Annotated in this window: 13 protein-coding genes and 2 tRNA genes; 6 read left to right on the forward strand and 9 right to left on the reverse strand. The window is 69.4% G+C overall.

Features of this window, described 5'->3' with window-relative positions; genetic code table 11:
* From ACFZDL_RS15020 to ACFZDL_RS15030, 3 genes are all read right to left on the reverse strand, one after another.
* Complete coding sequence (locus tag ACFZDL_RS15020; protein ID WP_353589694.1) at positions 1–1,503, reverse strand: folylpolyglutamate synthase/dihydrofolate synthase family protein; 1,503 nt, start codon at positions 1,501–1,503, stop codon at positions 1–3.
* 56 nt (positions 1,504–1,559) lie between these two features.
* The gene (locus tag ACFZDL_RS15025) at positions 1,560–3,008 is read right to left on the reverse strand and encodes a penicillin-binding protein 2 (protein ID WP_353589696.1); all 1,449 of its coding nucleotides are present in this window, start codon (positions 3,006–3,008) and stop codon (positions 1,560–1,562) included.
* Positions 3,009–3,152: 144 nt separating this feature from the next.
* Complete coding sequence (locus ACFZDL_RS15030; RefSeq protein ID WP_353589698.1) at positions 3,153–5,786, reverse strand: valine--tRNA ligase; 2,634 nt, start codon at positions 5,784–5,786, stop codon at positions 3,153–3,155.
* Positions 5,787–5,907: 121 nt separating this feature from the next.
* Here ACFZDL_RS15030 and ACFZDL_RS15035 point away from each other — a divergent pair, with 121 nt between their 5' ends.
* From ACFZDL_RS15035 to ACFZDL_RS15050, 4 genes are all read left to right on the forward strand, one after another.
* Positions 5,908–6,852, forward strand: a complete 945-nt coding sequence (locus ACFZDL_RS15035) for a hypothetical protein (RefSeq protein ID WP_353589700.1) — start codon at positions 5,908–5,910, stop codon at positions 6,850–6,852.
* 30 nt (positions 6,853–6,882) lie between these two features.
* A complete protein-coding gene (locus ACFZDL_RS15040; RefSeq protein ID WP_353589702.1) occupies positions 6,883–7,899 on the forward strand; it encodes a hypothetical protein in 1,017 nt (338 codons plus the stop codon).
* A gap of 53 nt (positions 7,900–7,952) precedes the next feature.
* The gene (locus tag ACFZDL_RS15045) at positions 7,953–8,822 is read left to right on the forward strand and encodes a hypothetical protein (RefSeq protein ID WP_353589704.1); all 870 of its coding nucleotides are present in this window, start codon (positions 7,953–7,955) and stop codon (positions 8,820–8,822) included.
* A 415-nt stretch (positions 8,823–9,237) separates the two neighbouring features.
* Entirely contained in the window at positions 9,238–9,369 is a 132-nt protein-coding gene (locus tag ACFZDL_RS15050; RefSeq protein ID WP_353589706.1) for a DUF397 domain-containing protein, read from the forward strand.
* A 111-nt stretch (positions 9,370–9,480) separates the two neighbouring features.
* Here the strand turns inward: ACFZDL_RS15050 and clpX are convergent, their stop codons facing one another.
* The 5 genes from clpX to ACFZDL_RS15075 form a co-directional block, all read right to left on the reverse strand.
* A complete protein-coding gene (gene clpX, locus ACFZDL_RS15055) occupies positions 9,481–10,767 on the reverse strand; it encodes an ATP-dependent Clp protease ATP-binding subunit ClpX (RefSeq protein WP_353589708.1) in 1,287 nt (428 codons plus the stop codon).
* A 178-nt stretch (positions 10,768–10,945) separates the two neighbouring features.
* A complete protein-coding gene (locus ACFZDL_RS15060; protein WP_346174374.1) occupies positions 10,946–11,617 on the reverse strand; it encodes an ATP-dependent Clp protease proteolytic subunit in 672 nt (223 codons plus the stop codon).
* Between the two features lie 53 nt (positions 11,618–11,670).
* Positions 11,671–12,285 carry an ATP-dependent Clp protease proteolytic subunit gene (locus ACFZDL_RS15065; RefSeq protein ID WP_353589710.1) on the reverse strand — a complete coding sequence of 205 codons (615 nt, stop codon included), beginning with the start codon at positions 12,283–12,285 and terminating at the stop codon, positions 11,671–11,673.
* Between the two features lie 364 nt (positions 12,286–12,649).
* Positions 12,650–14,101 (reverse strand): trigger factor, encoded by a 1,452-nt coding sequence (tig, locus tag ACFZDL_RS15070; protein ID WP_353589711.1) that lies wholly within the window; start codon positions 14,099–14,101, stop codon positions 12,650–12,652.
* Between the two features lie 166 nt (positions 14,102–14,267).
* Positions 14,268–14,344, reverse strand: a tRNA-Pro gene (locus ACFZDL_RS15075).
* Positions 14,345–14,518: 174 nt separating this feature from the next.
* On the opposite strand from ACFZDL_RS15075, the gene ACFZDL_RS15080 reads away from it, so the two are divergent.
* Positions 14,519–14,592: transfer RNA gene (locus tag ACFZDL_RS15080), tRNA-Gly, on the forward strand.
* A 105-nt stretch (positions 14,593–14,697) separates the two neighbouring features.
* Here ACFZDL_RS15080 and ACFZDL_RS15085 read toward each other — a convergent pair.
* Complete coding sequence (locus tag ACFZDL_RS15085) at positions 14,698–14,892, reverse strand: hypothetical protein (RefSeq protein ID WP_055414018.1); 195 nt, start codon at positions 14,890–14,892, stop codon at positions 14,698–14,700.
* A 620-nt stretch (positions 14,893–15,512) separates the two neighbouring features.
* Between ACFZDL_RS15085 and ACFZDL_RS15090 the strand changes: the two genes are divergently transcribed.
* Complete coding sequence (locus ACFZDL_RS15090; RefSeq protein WP_353589713.1) at positions 15,513–16,694, forward strand: acyltransferase family protein; 1,182 nt, start codon at positions 15,513–15,515, stop codon at positions 16,692–16,694.
* Positions 16,695–16,728 lie beyond the last annotated feature (34 nt).

Consider the following 16,728-nt stretch of genomic DNA (forward strand, 5'->3'; position numbering starts at 1 on the left):
TCAGCCCTTTCCCAGGAGCAGCCGGGCCTCGCCGACCGTGATCACCGACCCCGTCACCAGCACGCCCGCGCCCGCGTACTCGCTCTCTTCCTCGGCGAGCGTGATCGCCGCCTCCAGCGCGTCGTCCAGCCGCGGCTCGACCTGCACCCGGTCCGCGCCGAAGACCTCCACGGCGATGGCGGCCAGCTCGTCCGCGTCCATCGCGCGCGGGGTGGAGTTGCGGGTGATCACCACCTCGGCGAAGATCGGCTCAAAGGCCTCCAGGAGGCCCCGCACGTCCTTGTCGCCGCTCGAGCCGACCACGCCGATCAGCCTGCTGAAGCCGAACGCCTCGGTGACCGCCTCGGCCGCCGCCCGCGCGCCGGCCGGGTTGTGCGCGGCGTCCAGGATCACGGTCGGGCTGCGGCGCACGACCTCGAGCCGGCCCGGGGAGGACACGGAGGCGAAGGCGGCCCGGACGGTCTCGATGTCCAGCGGGCGGGCGTGCTCCGAACCGACGCCGAAGAACGCCTCGACGGCGGCCAGCGCCACCGCCGCGTTATGCGCCTGGTGGGCCCCGTACAGCGGCAGGAAGACCTCCGGGTACTCACCGCCGAGGCCGCGCAGGGTCAGCAGCTGACCGCCGACCGCCACCTCGCGGGAGAGCACGCCGAACTCCATGCCCTCGCGGGCCACCGTGGCGTCCACCTCGACCGCGCGCTTGAGGATCACGGACGCGGCCTCCACCGTCTGCTGCGCCAGCACCACCGTGGAGTCCTGCTTGACTATCCCGGACTTCTCGGTGGCGATCTGCTCCGGGGTGGTGCCCAGCCGGTCGGTGTGGTCGAGCGAGATCGGCATGACCACCGCGACCCCGGCGTCGATCACATTGGTGGCGTCCCAGGCGCCGCCCATGCCGACCTCGACCACCGCGATGTCGACCGGCGCGTCGGCGAAGGCCGCGTACGCCATACCGGTGAGCACCTCGAAAAACGAGAGCCGGTGCTCCTGCGAGGCGTCGACCATGTCGATGTACGGCTTGATGTCCCGGTACGTCTCGATGAACCGCTCGGCGGAGATCGGCGCCCCGTCGAGACTGATCCGCTCGGTGATCGACGACACGTGCGGGCTGGTGTAGCGGCCGGTGCGCAGCTCGAAGCCGCCCAGCAGCGACTCGATCATGCGGGCGGTGCTGGTCTTGCCGTTCGTCCCGGTGATGTGGATCGAGGGGTACGCGCGCTGCGGCGAGCCGAGGATGTCCATCAGCGCCTCGACGCGCACCAGCGAGGGGTCCAGCTTGGTCTCCGGCCAGCGCCCCCCGAGCTCCGTCTCCACCTCCCGCAGCGCCCGGTCCAGCTCCGGGTCGGCCGGCCGGGAGGGCACGCCGTCCCCCTGCGGCGGCCCGGACTGGGTCCGCAGCGTCCGGCTCCCGGCCTCGATCACGGCGAGATCGGGGTCGCGGTCGGTCTCGGCTCCGACGATCTCGTCGAACTCGTCGGGTTCCTTTTCGGGGCTCTGGCTCACGTCACCCAGTCTACGAGGGGCCCCTGACACCACCCGCGCCCCCGCCGGCCCACCGCTCAGCCCAGCGCCGCCTTCATCACCGACTTGGCGATCGGCCCTGCCAGGCCACCGCCGGAGATGTCGGCGCGGGCCGCGCCGCTGTCCTCGACCACCACCGCCACCGCGACCTGATGGCCCTGGCCGTCAGCCGCGTAACTCACGAACCACGCGTACGGGTTGGCGCTGTTGTTCTCGCCGTGCTGTGCGGTGCCGGTCTTGCCGCCGACCGTCACCCCCGGTATGCGCGCGCTGGTGCCAGTGCCCCGCTCCACCACCGTCCGCATCGCGGACCGCAGCTGCTCGGCCGTGGAGGGCGACATGGCCCGGCTGTACGCGGCGGGTTCGGTGCGGTCCAGGGTGCCCCCGCTTCCGTCAGTGGTGCGGTCGACCAGATACGGCTTCATCAGCGTGCCGCCGTCGGAGATGGCCGCGGAGACCATGGCCATCTGCAACGGGGTCGCGGTGACGTCGAACTGGCCCATGCCGCTCAGGGCGGTCTGCGAGGCGTCCATGCCGCTGGGGTAGACGCTCTTGGCGGCGCGCACCGGGATGTCGAGGCCGGAGTCGTCGAACCCGAGCTTCTTCGCCTGGGCCGCCACCTTGGCCTGCCCCAGGTCGACCGCCATCTTCGCGAAGACCGTGTTGCACGAGTACTGCAGCGCGGTGCGTATCGTCGCGTTCTCACAGGGGGCCGACGCGCTCTCGTTGGTCATGTCGGTGACCGTGCCGGGCAGCCGGTACGGGTCGGGGCTCTTGGTCGGCTCGTCGACGGAGCCGTAGAGCCCGTCCTCCAGCGCCGCCGCCGCGACGACCAGCTTGAAGGCCGAGCCCGGCGGATAGGTCTGGCGCAGCGCGCGGTTCAGCATCGGCTGCTTGTCGTCCTTCTGCAGCGCGTCCCACGCCTTCTGGTCGGCGGTGGAGGAGCCCGCGAAGCTGCCGGGGTCGTAGGAGGGGGTGCTGGCCAGGGCGAGGACCTTCCCCGTCTTCGGGTCGAGGGCCACGACGGCGCCGGTCTTGCCGCCGAGCCCTTCGTACGCGGCCTTCTGCGCGGCGGGGTCGATGGTGGTGAGCACATCGCCCGCCTTGGCCCGCTGCCGGGTCAGCAGCTGGTCGGGGCCGGCGAGCCGGGAGTCCGAGCCGTCCAGCACGCCGCGGTCAAGCGCCTCCAGCTGGGTGGTGCCGTACGTCTGCGAGGCGTAGCCGGTGACCGGCGCGTACAGCGCGCCGTCGGGGTAGGTCCGCTTGTACTTCAGATCGCCGCTGGTGGCGGTGGAGCCGGTGACCGGCCTGCCGCCGGCCAGGATGTCGCCGAGGGGCCTGGAGTACTCCTTGATGGCCGAGCGCGGATTGTGGGCGCTGTCCTCGAGGCTGTGCGCCCGGGCCACCTGGATCCAGGTGGCCCAGATGAGCAGGGCCAGCACGAGCAGCAGACTGAACACGGAGGCGTGTCTCAGCGGCTTGTTCATGGCGGCTCTGCTCCTTCCGGGACGTACGAGCGGATAACTCCCGGATCGGCGCTTTTGGTTCCCGGCTGTGACCCCGCACACGCGAAGCGCCCCCGCCGCCCTCGGTCGAGGGGGGCGGGGGCGCCTGGCCGGTCGGCCGGCTGGTCAGCCCTGGGGCAGGGCCGCCAACTGGGCGGTGATCCGGGCGATATCGGCATCGGCGGTGGACTGCCGCTGCCGGATCTTCTCCACGACGTGGTCGGGCGCCTTGGCCAGGAAGGCCTCGTTGTTCAGCTTGGCCGTGGTCTGCGCCTTGTCCTTCTCGGCGGCCGCGAGGTCCTTGGCGAGCCGCTTGCGCTCGGCCTCGACGTCGATCGCGCCGGACAGGTCCAGGGCCACGGTCGCGCCCGCGACCGGCAGCGAGGCGGTGGCGGTGAAGTCGTCACCGGCCGGCTGCAGCCGCAGCAGCGAGCGCATGGCGTCCTCGTGGGCCGCCAGCGGGGTGCCGGTCAGGTCGAGGCGCGCCGGGACCTTCTGGCCGGGCTGCAGGCCCTGGTCGGCGCGGAACCTGCGGACCTCGGTGACCACCTGCTGGAGAGTGGTGATCTCCTGCTCGGCGGCGGCGTCGCGGAAGCCGCTGTCGCGCGGCCAGTCGGCGATGACGACGGACTCCCGGCCGGTGAGCGCGGTCCACAGCTTCTCGGTGACGAACGGGACGACCGGGTGCAGCAGCCGCAGCATCACGTCCAGGACCTCGCCGAGCACCCGCCGCGAGGCGTTGGCCGCCTCGCCGCCCTGGGCGAAGGTGGTCTTGGACAGCTCGACGTACCAGTCGAAGACCTCGTCCCACGCGAAGTGGTAGAGGCTGTCCGACAACTTGGCGAACTGGTAGTCCTCGTAGTGCGCGTCGACCTCGGCGACCACCGTGTTCAGCCGGGACAGGATCCAGCGGTCGGCCGCCGACAGCCGCTCGGCGGCGGGCAGTTCGCCCTCGACCGTCGCGCCGTTCATCAGCGCGAAGCGCGTCGCGTTCCAGATCTTGTTGGCGAAGTTGCGGGACGCCTGGACCCAGTCCTCGCCGATCGGCACGTCCACGCCGGGGTTGGCGCCCCGGGCGAGGGTGAAGCGGACCGCGTCCGAACCGTACTGGTCCATCCAGTCCAGCGGGTTGACCGCGTTACCGAAGGATTTGGACATCTTCTTGCCGAACTGGTCGCGCACCATGCCGTGCAGGGCGATGGTGTGGAACGGCGGGGTGCCGTCCATCGCGTACAGGCCGAACATCATCATCCGGGCGACCCAGAAGAACAGGATGTCGTAGCCGGTGACCATGACCGAGTTGGGATAGAACTTCCGCAGGCTCGCGGTGTCCTCCGGCCAGCCGAGCGTGGAGAACGGCCACAGGCCCGAGGAGAACCAGGTGTCCAGGACGTCGCTGTCCTGGTGCCAGCCCTCGCCGGACGGCGGCTGCTCGTCCGGTCCGACGCACACGACCTCGCCGTTCGGCCCGTACCAGACCGGGATCCGGTGGCCCCACCACAGCTGGCGCGAGATGCACCAGTCGTGGAGGTTGTCGACCCAGTCGAAGTAGCGCTTGGCCATGTCCTCCGGGTGGATCTTCACCCGGCCGTCGCGGACCGCGTCGCCCGCGGCCTTGGCCAGCGGTCCGACCTTGACCCACCACTGCATGGACAGCCGCGGCTCGATGGTCGTCTTGCAGCGCGAGCAGTGGCCGACGGAGTGGATGTACGGCCGCTTCTCGGCGACGATCCGGCCGTCGGCGCGCAGCGCGCCGACGATGGCGCTGCGGGCCTCCAGCCGGTCCAGGCCCTGGAAGGGGCCGTGGGCGGTGATGACCGCGTGGTCGTCCATGACGGTCAGGCTCGGCAGCCCGTGGCGCTGCCCGATCTCGAAGTCGTTCGGGTCGTGGGCCGGGGTGACCTTGACCGCGCCGGTGCCGAACTCCGGGTCGACGTGCTCGTCGGCGACGACCGGGATGCGGCGGCCGGTGAGCGGCAGCTCGATCTCGGTGCCGACCAGGTGGCGGTAGCGCTCGTCGTCGGGGTGGACGGCGACCGCGGTGTCGCCGAGCATCGTCTCGGCGCGGGTCGTCGCGACGACGATCGACGTGTCGCCCTCCCCGTAACGGATCGAGACCAGCTCGCCGTCGTCGTCCTGGTACTCCACCTCGATGTCGGAGATGGCCGTCAGACAGCGCGGGCACCAGTTGATGATCCGCTCGGCGCGGTAGATCAGCTCGTCGTCGTAGAGCTTCTTGAAGATGGTCTGGACGGCCTTGGACAGCCCCTCGTCCATGGTGAAGCGCTCGCGGTTCCAGGCGACGCCGTCGCCCAGACGCCTCATCTGCCCGGAGATCTGCCCGCCCGAGGTGGCCTTCCACTGCCACACCCGCTCCACGAACGCCTCGCGGCCCAGGTCGTGGCGGGAGACGCCCTCCTTGGCCAGCTCGCGCTCCACCACGTTCTGCGTGGCGATGCCGGCGTGGTCCATACCGGGCTGCCACAGCGTCTCATAGCCCTGCATGCGCTTGCGCCGAGTGAGCGCATCGATGATGGTGTGCTCGAAGGCATGGCCGAGGTGCAGGGAGCCGGTGACGTTGGGCGGGGGGATGACGATGGTGTAGGGCTCTTTGCCGCTGTTCTCGTCCGCCTCGAAGTAACCGCGCTCTACCCAGCGCTCGTACAGCTGCCCCTCTACATCGGCCGGCGCGTACTGGGTCGGCAGTTCGGGGTGGCTGTTGGGCCCGCTGTCGGGGCGCTGCTGAGAGTTCTCGGTCACGACCGCAGTCTAAAGGGCCGAGGCACTCCGTTACGAACCCGTTGTGGCCCCGCCGCAAAGGGCGGGCAACGCGTCAGGAAGGATGTTGCGCACCTGTCATGCGCATCGAGGAGAGGGCACGATGAGCTACCACCAGCCGCCGCCGCAGCCCGGCCCCTACGGGGCGCAGCCGGGTCCGTACGGCGCCGGCCAGCCGCCCGTGCCCAATAATCCCTACACCCAGCAGCCGGGCTACGGCTATCCGCCCCAGGGCGGGCAGCCGGGCGGCTACGGCGGCTCCGGTACGTACGGGGGCTACGGCCGGCCGAGCCCCTACGCCCAGCCGAATCCGTACGCACAGCCACCGCAGCAGCAGATACCGCCGCAGCAGCAGATACCCGGGACCGGCTACGGCTATCCGCCGCCACAGCCACAGCCGCCCGCGCCGGGCCGCCGCCGGGGCAGAGCCGTCGGCATCGCGGTGGGCGTGGTCGTGGCCCTGGGGGCCGTGGCCGGCGGGGCCTACCTGGCGCTGGGCGGGGGCGACGCCGGTCCGTACAAGCTGACCACCCCGAAGACCGTCGCCGGCGACTACCAGCGCCAGGGGGCCGGCACGGACGAGAACGACCTGTCCGAGTCGGGCAAGAAGGACCTGCAGCAGGTGCCGGTCGTCAAGGATCCGCATCTGGTGGCGGCCGACTACCAGTCCTCGGGGAAGAACATGATGAAGTTCACCGGGGTCTGGGGAGATGTGACCGACCCCAAGCGGGGCGCGGACCTGTCCTTGGCGGTCATCGTCAAGGCGCTGCAGGACAACGGCACGGCGCAGGCCCAGGGCAGCGCCCAGGAGTTCTCCCCCGACGGCTTCGACGGGGACGTCCTGAAGTGCCAGACCCTGAAGTTCACCTCGGATCAGGGATCCGTGGAGGCCCCCGCGTGCGTCTGGGGCGACAAGGACACCTTGGGCGTCACCGTGATGGTGGACCCGGCGGCCGCGGTCCTGGGCGGCGGGGGCATGTCACTGCGGGATGCCGCGGAGCTCACCGTCAAGGTGCGCGAGGACGCGCGCGTGGAGATCGACAGCTAGCAACAACCGGCAACAAAACGAAGGACAGACATGAGCTACAACCAGCCGGGCCCGTACGGCCAGCAGCCCCAGCAGCCGGGTCCCTACGGGCAGGGCGGCGCGGCCGGGCAGCCCGGCTACGGCTACCCGCAGCAGCCCCCGCAGCAGGGCGGCGGCTACGGTCAGCCGAACCCCTACGGCCAGCCCCAGCAGCCGCCGCAGCCCGGGTACGGCCAGCAGCCCCAGCCCGGGTACGGCTACCCGCAGCAGCAGCCGGCCGACCCGTACGGTCAGCAGCCGTACGGGCAGCCGGGCATGCCCGGGCCGTACCAGCCGACGCCCCCGCCGAGCGGTGGCAACAAGAAGGGCCTGGCGATAGCCATCGGCGCGGTGGTCGTGGTGGCCGCGGTGGTCGGTGGGTTCCTGCTGTTCAACGGCAAGGACGACGACAAGGGTGGCAGCGGCGGGAAGAAGGGCGGCGGCAAGAACGTCGTCGCCGACGACGGCAAGCGCTACAAGCTGATCACTCCCCAGACGGTGGCCGGCGAGTACACCAAGGACGCCTCCAAGGGCGGCGGCTCGCTGACCGAGAGCGACAAGGCCGACTTCGAGAAGCTCGGCGTCTCCAACCCCGAGACCGCCGGCGCCAGCTACAAGTCCGGCGAGGGCATGACCCAGAAGGCCCTGCAGTTCAACGGGTTGTGGGGCAAGATCGACAATCCCCAGGCCGTGGTGGACGGCGCCTTCGCCAAGATCTCTCAGGAGGCCGAGAAGGACTCCGGCGTCGGCGGCGGCGGCGAGGCCAAGCTGGAGGGCAGCCCGCAGTCGGTCACCCCGGCCGGTCTGGACGACGCCGTGATGAAGTGCCAGAACGTGAAGTTCACCGGCGTCACCGAGGCCACGAAGAGCTTCACCATCCCGCTGTGCATGTGGGCCGACCACAGCACCGTCGGCTATGTGGTGGTCTCCGATGTGTCGTCCGCGCTCTCCGGCGGCGGCATGTCGATCGACACCGCCGCCGAGATCACCGCGAAGGTCCGCAAGGACGTCCGCGTGGAGATCAAGTAGCCGCCCGCCCAGCGAAGTTCACAGGCCGCAGCCCGGAGGGGACACCCCACACGATGAGCTACAACCAGCCGCCGCCGCAGCCCGGCCCCTACGGCGGAGGCCAGCCGGGCCCTAACCCGTACGGGGGCGGTCAGCCCAACCCGTACGGCGGAGGGCAGCAACCGCCCTCGGAGCCCAATCCGTACGCGCAGCAGCAGCCGGGCTACGGCTACCCCCCACAGCCGTCGCAGCAACAGGGCTACGGCTATCCCCAGCAGCCGGCCGCCCCGTACGGCCAGCCCCAGCCCCCGTTCCCCGGGCCCGCCACGCCCGGCGGGGGCCGCAACAAGACCAAGATCATCGCGATCACGACGGCCGGTCTCGTGGTGGTCGGCGCGATCGTCACCGGTGCCCTGGTGCTCAACAAGGGCGATGACAAGCCCAAGGCGATGAAGCTGGTCACCCCCAAGACGCTGGACGACGGCACGTACACGCTGGACAAGGGCACCAAGGACCTGGAGAACGAGGGCACCAGCGTCCAGGACCGCATGCCCGAGGGCGCCACCTCGGTCCTGGCCCAGTACACCCGCGCCGAGGACTCGAACTCGGGGTTGGCCTTCTCCGGCGTGTACGGGGAGTTCAGCGACCCCGACAAGGTCCGCGACGAGATGTTCAAGGGCTTCTCGGGCGGCGACGCCTCCCCGACCGTCGAGAAGAAGCGCAAGACCTTCCAGCCCGAGGGCGCCGACGGGCCGAGCATCGAGTGCGAGGTCGTGAAGATGTACGACCGCCTCTACGCCCCGGCGTGCGCCTGGGCCGAGAAGACGGACGCGGCCATGGTGCTGGACGTCAACGCGGAGAACACGAACGCGGACGACGCCGACATGGAGGCCTTCGCGAAGGTGACCGCGGGCATCTACAAGGACACCCGCAAACCCGCCTGACAGCCGCGCTGAGGCCACAAGACGCGAGGAGGGCCCCGGGATTCCCCGGGGCCCTCCTCGCGTCTGTGGCTGCCGCCATGCCGCGGGCCGACGCGGCGGTGCCCGGGCCGGTGGCCTGCCCTGCCCTACTCGGCTCAGCACGCTGGTGCCTGGTTGGCCCTCTTCACCGCGGCGGTCGGCGGCCGACCCGGTGCCCCCCTTCCCTCCTCCTGCCGGCGCTTTGGACCCGGAGGGTCCGAGACGAAACCCGCACCCGCCTGAGCCGAATGCCGCGAGACGGCGCATAGGCACAGGCGGAGCGCAGCGGAGCGCTCAAGCCGCGGTATCGAACGCGTCGCGCTGTGGGATGAGTTCGAACCAGAGGAGCTTTCCGCTGGTGCCGGAGTGGTGGTCGGTGAGCGGGTAGCCGCCCCAGTTGTCCGCGCGCGACGGCGCGGTCCTGCTCCGCGAGAGCGACGACCCCGACGTCATCCTGGTGACGACACGGCGCGCGCTGCGCGCGTTCATATCGGGGGTCAAGACGGGCGCGCTCGACGACATGGCGTGACCACCCGGGCCCTCAGCCCGCCTGAGAGGCGCGCTGAGGCCCGTAAGGCGCGAGGAGGGTCCCGGGGATTCCCGGGACCCTCCTCGCGTCCTGCAGCGCCTCGCGGCGGCCTTACGCGCTCTTCTCGTGGCGCTCCCCCGGCTCGCTGCCGCGGGTGCGCGGCACGAGCGTCGGGTTGACGTTGGAGTGGACGACGTCCTCGGTGATGACGACGCGGGCGACGTCCTTGCGGGACGGCACCTCGTACATCGCCGACATCAGGACCTCTTCGATGATGGCGCGCAGTCCGCGGGCGCCGGTGCCGCGCAGGATCGCCTGGTCGGCGATGGCCTCCAGGGCCGGGCGGTCGAAGTGGAGTTCCACACCATCGAGTTCGAAAAGCCGCTGGTACTGCTTGACCAGCGCGTTCCGCGGCTCGACGAGGATCTGCAGCAGCGCCTCGCGGTCCAGGTTGTGGACGGAGGTGATGACCGGGAGACGGCCGATGAACTCCGGGATCATCCCGAACTTCACCAGGTCCTCCGGCATGACCTCCTGGAACTGGTCGCTCGCCTCGATCTCGCGCTTGGAGCGGATCGTGGCGCCGAAGCCGATGCCCTTGGCGCCGGCCCGCGACTCGATGATCTTTTCCAGACCGGCGAAGGCACCGCCCACGATGAACAGCACATTCGTCGTGTCGATCTGGATGAACTCCTGGTGCGGGTGTTTCCGGCCGCCCTGCGGCGGCACCGAGGCGGTGGTGCCCTCCAGGATCTTCAGCAGCGCCTGCTGAACGCCCTCGCCGGAGACATCACGGGTGATCGAGGGGTTCTCGCTCTTGCGGGCCACCTTGTCGATCTCGTCGATGTAGATGATGCCCGTCTCGGCCTTCTTGACGTCGTAGTCGGAGGCCTGGATCAGCTTCAGGAGGATGTTCTCCACGTCCTCGCCGACATAGCCCGCCTCGGTGAGGGCGGTCGCGTCGGCGATGGCGAAGGGGACGTTGAGCATCCGGGCGAGTGTCTGCGCCAGCAGGGTCTTGCCGGAGCCGGTCGGACCGAGAAGCAGGATGTTGGACTTCGCCAACTCGATGCCGTCGTCCCGGTTGTGGGCGCTGTTCTCGCCCGCCTGGACCCGCTTGTAGTGGTTGTAGACGGCGACGGAGAGCGCCTTTTTCGCGGCCTCCTGGCCGACGACATAGCCCTCGAGGAACTCGTAGATCTCCCGCGGCTTGGGAAGTTCCTCCCAGCGCACCTCGGAGGTCTCGGCGAGCTCTTCCTCGATGATCTCGTTGCAGAGATCGATGCACTCATCGCAGATGTACACACCCGGGCCCGCGATGAGCTTCTTCACCTGCTTCTGGCTCTTCCCGCAGAACGAGCACTTGAGCAGGTCGCCGCCGTCACCGATGCGTGCCACGAGGTGATTCCCCTTCGCCTTGGATCCGCTCAGTTCCGCGAATCCGGGTGCTTGCGCTGCGCTTTCTGCTTCTGTTACCGGGGGCCGACCCCAGCCCCCTATGACGGTACCTTGCCCAGGGCCCGGTTCGGGCCCCCCTTGGCCCTACTCGGTACAAGGGGGGCGCCGATACCGGAGTTCAGCCCAGGCCCACCGAGGTCTTACGGGTCGAGACGATCTGGTCGATCAGACCGTACGACAGCGATTCCTCGGCCGTGAGGATCTTGTCCCGCTCGATGTCGTCGCGGATCTTCTCGATCGGCGTCGTGGAGTGCTTGGCCAGCATTTCCTCGAGCTGCGAACGCATCCGCAGAATCTCGTTGGCCGCGATCTCCAGGTCGGAGACCTGACCGCGCCCGGTCTCGCTGTACGGCTGGTGGATCAGCACGCGGGCGTTCGGCAGCGCCATCCGCTTGCCGGGCGTGCCGGCGGCCAGCAGCACGGCCGCGGCGGACGCCGCCTGGCCCATGCAGACCGTCTGGATGTCGGGCTTCACGAACTGCATCGTGTCGTAGATGGCGGTCAGCGCGGTGAACGAGCCGCCGGGCGAGTTGATGTAGATCGAGATGTCGCGGTCCGGGTCCATCGACTCCAGGCACAGCAGTTGCGCCATGACGTCGTTGGCGGAGGCGTCGTCGATCTGCACGCCGAGGAAGATCACGCGCTCCTCGAAGAGCTTCGCGTACGGGTCGTACTCCCGGATGCCCTGGGAGGTCCGCTCGACGAAGCGCGGGACCACATAGCGGGCCTCGGCCTGCGGGCCGGCGTAGCGGGCGTACAGGCCGCTGCCGGGGAAGTTCTGGGTGTTCACATGCACCGTCCTGGTGATGAGCAGTGGGCTGGGTCGGCTGGGCAACGGGCGGCTCAGGCCCCGGTGCCGCCGCCGCCCGGGATGTGTGCGGCGGAGGCGATGACCTCGTCGACCAGGCCGTACTCCTTGGCCTCCTCGGCCGAGAACCAGCGGTCGCGGTCGGAGTCGCGGGTGATCTGCTCAACGGTCTGGCCGGTGTGGAACGCGGTCAGGTCGGCCATCTTCTTCTTCGTGCGCAGCAGCTGCTCGGCGTGGATCTTGATGTCCGACGCGGAGCCCGCGAGGCCCGCGGACGGCTGGTGGATCAGGATCTCGGCGTTCGGCAGCGCGAAGCGCTTGCCGGGGGTGCCCGCGCTCAGCAGGAACTGGCCCATCGACGCCGCCAGGCCCATGGCGATGGTGATCACGTCGTTCTTGATGTACTGCATGGTGTCGTAGATCGCCATGCCGGCCGTGATCGAGCCGCCCGGAGAGTTGATGTAGAGGTTGATGTCCTTGTCCGGCTCCGCGGCGAGAAGCAGCAGCTGCGCGGTGATCTTGTTGGCGATTTCGTCGTCGACCGGCTGGCCGAGGAAGATGATCCGCTCACCGAGCAGCCGGTTGTAGACCTGGTCGCCGAGGCCTCCGAAGGTCGGCTCGCCGGCGGCGGAAGGCATCGTATTCGTCACGTATCCACCTGCTCGTCTCTGACGGCGACTGGCCGTCTCAGCGTCTTCTTCTGGGACGCGGGGGGCGTAACCGCCGGTACGCTCCGGCGGGCTCGTGGGACTCCCCTGCCCTCGTATCTACGGACCCTAACGCGCTGGTCGGCGGCGGCCATCCCGCATCAGGAACTGTTCGCTCTGAGCGCAGGTTCCGCCCGGTGGCGGGGCCGTGCGGGTTTGGACACGGAGCCGCGAGGGATACGGGGCGGGAGCCGCCCAGGGCGCCCCACAGAGGCCGCCACGGGGCCCGTGGAACCACGAACGGGCCCGGACGCGCAAGGACGTTCGGGCCCGTTCGTATGCGGGCTGCGGAGGGGCGGCGGGGCGATCAGCCCTCGGCCTTGTCCCCGCCCTTGTCGGCCTCGCCGGCCTGGCTGTCGGACTCCTCGGCGGCGGCCTCGGCGGCCGGCTCCTCGGTGGCGGCCTCGACGGTCTCGCCGGCCTCGGCAGCCTCGGCGGCCTCGTCCTCGTCGTCGTCCAGGTCGACCGTCTCGCCCTTGTCGTCGACCACCTTGGCGGCCTCGACCACGACCGCGAGGGCCTTACCGCGGGCGACCTCGCCCACCAGCATCGGCACCTGGCCGCCCTCGACGACGGCCTGGGCGAACTGGTCCGGGCTCATACCGGAGGACTGCGCACGGCGCATCAGGTGCTCGGTGAGCTCCTCCTGGCCGACGGACAGCTTCTCCTTGTTGACCAGCTCGTCGAGCACGAACTGGGTCTTGATGCCCTTCTCGGCCTGCTCCTTGAGCTCGGCCTCGAACTCCTCGGCGGTCTTCTCCTGCATCTGCAGGTAGGCGTCCAGGGTCAGACCCATCTGGCCGAGCTGGTGGTGCTCCAGGTTGTGCTTGCGGGTCTGGATCTCGTCCTCGAGAAGCTTCTCGGGGATCGGGACCTCGACCAGCGCCAGCAGGGCGTCCAGCACCTTCTCCTGGGCCTGGGTGGCCTGGTCGAACTTCTTCGACCGCTCCAGGCGCGCACGGGTGTCGGCGCGCAGCTCCTCGAGGGTGTCGAACTCGCTGGCCAGCTGGGCGAAGTCGTCGTCCAGCTCGGGCAGCTCACGGGCCTTGACCTCGGAGACCTTGACCGAGACCTCGGCCTCCTGGCCCTTGGCGGAGCCGCCCTTGAGCTCGGAGGTGAAGGTGGCGGAGCCGCCGGCCTCCAGGCCGGTGACCGCCTCGTCGATGCCCTCGAGCAGCTCGCCGGAGCCGATCGTGTAGTTGACGCCGTTGGCCACGCCGTCCTCGAGGACCTCGCCCTCGACCTTGGCCTCGAGGTCGACGACCACGACGTCGCCCTCGGCGGCGGCGCGCTCCACCGCACTGGTGGTGGCGAAGCGGTCGCGCAGCTGCTCGACGGCCTTGTCGATGTCCTCGTCCGAGACCTCGACGGAGTCGACGGTGACCTCGATGCCCGAGTAGTCCGGGATCTCGATCGCCGGGCGCACGTCCACCTCGGCCGTGAAGGCCAGCAGCTCGTTGTCCTTGAGCTCGGTGATGTCGACCTCGGGCTGGCCGAGCGGGTTCAGCTCGCCCTCGTTGACCGCGTCGGTGTAGAACTTCGGGAGCGCGTCGTTGACGGCCTCCTCCAGCACCGCGCCGCGGCCGAACCGCTGGTCGATGACGCGGGCCGGGATCTTGCCCTTGCGGAAGCCGGGCACCGTGACCTGCTGGTTGATCTTCTTGTACGCCGCGTCGAGGCTGGGCTTGAGCTCCTCGAAGGGCACCTCGACAGTGAGCCGAACCCGGGTCGGGTTCAGGGTCTCCACGGCGCTCTTCACGGTTCGGTCTCCTTGGGGCTGACTTCTTGGTGTTCTGCTGCGTTGCCGTCGTGCGTTTCAGCTGGATCGCGCCCGGCAGAGAAAGTCACAGACGCGCAGCTTGCATAGTAACCGCACGCATGACGCGGCCCACAACGCGATCTTGCGTTCATGATGAACGTGATGGTGGTCGGGGTGGCCGGATTCGAACCGACGACCTTCCGCTCCCAAAGCGGACGCGCTACCAAGCTGCGCCACACCCCGTCGGTGCGACACGTAGGGTACATGCCCGCGCGGGCCCCGGCTGCCGCTTTTTCGACTGGTGGGCCAGGGTGTGCGGGATGTGGTGCGGACCCGCTACGATGCTTCCCGTGCCGCGGCTCGAGCGATCACGCTCGGCGACCGCGCCCGGGGCGTCCCGGCGGGTCGGCGGCACAGGCGGGCGTAGCTCAATGGTAGAGCCCCAGTCTTCCAAACTGGCTACGCGGGTTCGATTCCCGTCGCCCGCTCCATGCCTCATGGCCCGGTTGCGAGGATTCTCTCCGCGCCGGGACGTATGTGTTTTCGCCGGTCCCCTGTCGCCGGGACGGCCTTACGGCCCCCTGGGGGCCTCCGGGTCAGATGTCGATTTCGCTGATCGAGTGCGAGACCGAGTCGAGGAAGTCCTGGATGTTCGGCGCCAGGTCGGACGAGGCGAGCAGGAACCCGAAGAGCGCCGCCACGAGGGCCGGCCCCCAGGTGATCTTGCCGTTGCGCACCATCAGCACAAGGATGATGCCCACCAGCACCACCAAAGACACAGATATGACCACGCCTGATCACACACCCTCGGTCGCTACGCGTCTCACCGGCCCGGAAGCACGCGACCTCGCACACCCCCGCGACACCATCGTGCCATCAACTACCGCCGCACTGGAGCCGCGTGGCGGAACCGCAGGCCCTTCGCCCCGCAGCTCATCTACCCACCGAGCCCCCCGTCGATGCGGCCCGGGACGAGCCGGGGCCGGGTGACGCCGCCCACAATTCGAGGCCCTGTCCGACGATCGGAATTGGACTTGATCACATAGTCCGGCGGGAAATTCCGAATAAGCGACAAGCCCGTTCTCACGGGTCGGCACGTAACGACAAAGCACCAATGAACCAGACATTCCACCAGAGCCGGTTGCGGGTCATATGTCACCATTTAAGCAGGATGAAACCCGACAGATCGGGCACTCCTGGGCGCCATACCATCGGATCGGATCACTTTGTCGACTTACCTTCGACAGGTAAGTGCGTCCACCATGCATGCGATAGGCAACAAAGAACTGAACGAGGTTTTACGGAATAGAGGTTTCGGGGCTATCGTGCCTCAGATGTTCCACACTGCCATCACTCCCCGGCGCGCAGTGTGGTCCCGGATCCTCTCCCCGAGCTCCTGGTGGGAGGGCCTGTGACCAATTCCCTGCGCCCGCACGGTTATCAGCGGGCCCCGCTTCCCCCGGCCCGGGAGGCGGAGCCCAGTCCCCCCACACCGCACCGCGACACAGCAGGGCATCAGACGGGTCCGCCGACCGCCCCGACCGGTCCCAAGCCCAAACAGCGGGACGCGTTCTTCGACAACGCCAAGTACCTCGCGATCGTGCTGGTCGCCATGGGCCACGCGTGGGAGCCGCTGACGGACCACAGCCGCACCGCCGAAGCGCTCTACATGACGCTCTACACGTTCCACATGCCGGCGTTCATCCTCATTTCCGGCTACTTCTCGCGCAGCTTCGACATGCGGCCCGACCGGCTCAAGCGGCTCATCACCGGGATCGCGGTGCCCTATCTGGTCTTCGAGATCGCCTACACCTTCTTCAAGCGCTGGGCGGACGACGATCCCACGTACGACTTCAGCCTGCTGGACCCCTGGTACCTCACCTGGTTCCTGATCGCGCTGTTCGTCTGGCGGATGACCACCCCGATCTGGAAGATCATCCGCTGGCCCGTTCCGCTCTCCCTGGCCATCGCGACGCTCGCCTCGGTCTCCCCCGACATCGGTGACGACCTCGATCTGCAGCGGGTGCTGCAGTTCCTGCCGTTCTTCGTGATCGGCCTGCAGATGAAGCCGGAGCACTTCCAGAAGATGCGCGGGCGCCGGATGCGGATCCTGGCCCTGCCGGTGTTCGCCTGCGCGTTCGTGTTCGCCTACTGGGCGGGCCCGCGGATGAACTCGGCCTGGTTCTACCGCCGGGACAGCGTCCAGGAGCTGGCCGCGGCGCCGTGGACCGGGCCCGTGATGACCCTGGCGCTCTTCGGCTGCTCGATGGTGCTGGTCGCCTGCTTCTTCGCCTGGGTGCCGCGGCGCCGGATGTGGTTCACCGCCCTGGGCGCCGGGACCCTGTACGGGTACCTGCTGCACGGCTTCCTCGCCAAGGGCTCCCGCTTCTGGGGCTGGTACGACGCGAACCCGTGGACGCATGAGCCGCTGGGCGAGATCGTGGTCACCGTCATCGCCGCGACCGTGATCACGCTGCTGTGCACACCCCCCGTGCAGCGCGTCTTCCGCTTCGTCATGGAGCCGAAAATGGCCTGGGCCTTCCGGAAGGACCCGGCCGAGCAGGCCCGTCAGCGCGCCACCACCGCGTCCTGACCCCACCCCGGGCACGATGAGCGCCCGACCCGAG

The organism is Streptomyces sp. NPDC007917, assembly GCF_042959105.1.
In the GTDB taxonomy this organism is placed as follows: Bacteria; Actinomycetota; Actinomycetes; order Streptomycetales; family Streptomycetaceae; genus Streptomyces.

Bases quoted from the DNA above. Each gene is read 5' to 3' on its own strand.
- ACFZDL_RS15040 (WP_353589702.1), top strand. From the start codon at position 6,883: ATGAGCTACAACCAGCCGGGCCCGTACGGCCAGCAGCCCCAGCAGCCG.
- ACFZDL_RS15025 (WP_353589696.1), bottom strand. From the start codon at position 3,008: ATGAACAAGCCGCTGAGACACGCCTCCGTGTTCAGTCTGCTGCTCGTG.
- ACFZDL_RS15035 (WP_353589700.1), top strand. From the start codon at position 5,908: ATGAGCTACCACCAGCCGCCGCCGCAGCCCGGCCCCTACGGGGCGCAG.
- ACFZDL_RS15045 (WP_353589704.1), top strand. From the start codon at position 7,953: ATGAGCTACAACCAGCCGCCGCCGCAGCCCGGCCCCTACGGCGGAGGC.